Genomic DNA, 1,565 nt, shown 5'->3' on the forward strand with positions numbered 1-1,565 from the left:
ACTACTTCGACCACAGGCTAACCAATGCCGTGTTAGAGGGTATGAACTCAATCATCCAATCGGCCAAAAGACAGGCCCGCGGGTTCAGCAACCTGGAGTACTTCAAGACCATCATCTACCTGAACCTGGGAAAACTACACTTCCCACAGCTGACACCCTGTGCTACCCACTAAAAACCGCGAAGGGCCGAAAAATAAGGTACTTAAGTCGCCTTGTAAGCTCTCCTGTGCTTCTCGGATTTTGCTGACTGATGTTTTCTCTTCGAACAAGGTTCTTACGTCGGTGGGATCCGATTCGTTTGAGTAAAGAATAAAGCACTCTGAGGAATTACGGGACGGATCGCGTCCCGCTCTACCTGCTTCTTGGTAGAAAGCCTCTATTGACCAAGGAAGGCCATTGTGAATGGTGTAGCGGACATTCTTTTTGTTGACACCCATGCCAAATGCTTTGGTTGCCGTCATGACGGTGTATTCGTTTTTCAAAAACCGCTCTTGGATAAGTGCTCGCTCATCACCCTTCTTGGAATGATATGAGTCAGAAGCGATATTCTTGCTGCGCAGAAGACCCAATACGCCATCACATGAAGATAGAGGCGTGTATGGACTCGCTGTTGTGTTGCAGAAAATAATGCCGCAGATTGAGTTATTTCCGTTCGGTTCGAATATGGAAGATATGCCCTCACTGGTACAGAAATGATCATTGAGATGATCAAGGATCTTCTGTAAGTTCTCTGCTCGGTCCGCCTCTGATGTTTTGATGATGTGATACGAAAGCTCGGGTCTGTCGAGGCTTGTTGACGTCTGAACGTTTGCTTTTGTGATCTCGAGTTCGCAGAGAAGATCCTCCAAGACGTTTCTTGAGGCGGTAGCTGTTAAAGCCAAGGTTTGTGCTTCGGGGCAGAATTTCTTGATGGTTCCATGGAGTTTAAGATACGAAACTCTGAAATCGTGACCCCATTCGGAAAGGCAGTGCACCTCGTCGATGACCGCATAGCCGAAATGGCGATTCGACGCGATCTTGCTCAACTGGTTTCTGAAGTCCATCATCTGAAAACGTTCGGGGGCAATCCAGATAAAGAAGTACCGTCCTTGTCCGAATTTGTCGAGAACCTCGCTTTTCTCTGAAGTGTTCATCTGGCTTTCGATACGCCCGACTCTGTCGATGCCGAACTCTCGAGCGTTGACCTCCTGGTCTTGAATCAACGAAATGATGGGGCAGACGACAAAGTTGATGCAAGGCTGTAAGAGACACACCATTTGATAGCAGAGAGATTTTCCTGATCCGGTTGGGAGTATTCCCAGTGTTGCATTTCTTGCAAGGGCTTTTCTGATAATGCCTGCTTGGCCAGGGCGGAACTCTGAGTAACCGAAGAGGTATTCAAGGAAAAACTCGAGCGATGAATCGATGTCTTCCCGCCTGCTTGCATCTGTAGTTTTATAGGGAAATACTGATTAATTCGCCCTGGACCTAGTCCACACATTGCTAAAGTCAATCGGCAAGAGAGATGGCAGTCTTCGCAAAGCATATGGATGGTATAATAATCCCAGCTCATAAGTACAATTTAC

General features: G+C 47.2%; 2 protein-coding genes. One reads left to right on the forward strand and one right to left on the reverse strand.

Features of this window, described 5'->3' with window-relative positions:
• A partial coding sequence (locus tag G7Y43_RS10545; protein ID WP_165044274.1) for a transposase occupies nt 1-173 on the forward strand: 173 nt, incomplete at its 5' end.
• Here the strand turns inward: G7Y43_RS10545 and G7Y43_RS10550 are convergent.
• A complete protein-coding gene (locus tag G7Y43_RS10550; protein WP_165046367.1) occupies nt 135-1,406 on the reverse strand; it encodes a RecQ family ATP-dependent DNA helicase in 1,272 nt (423 codons plus the stop codon). The genes G7Y43_RS10545 and G7Y43_RS10550 overlap by 39 nt on opposite strands.
• Between the last annotated feature and the right edge of the window lie 159 nt (nt 1,407-1,565).

This window comes from Adlercreutzia sp. ZJ138 (genome assembly GCF_011038935.1).
Lineage (GTDB): Bacteria > Actinomycetota > Coriobacteriia > Coriobacteriales > Eggerthellaceae > ZJ141.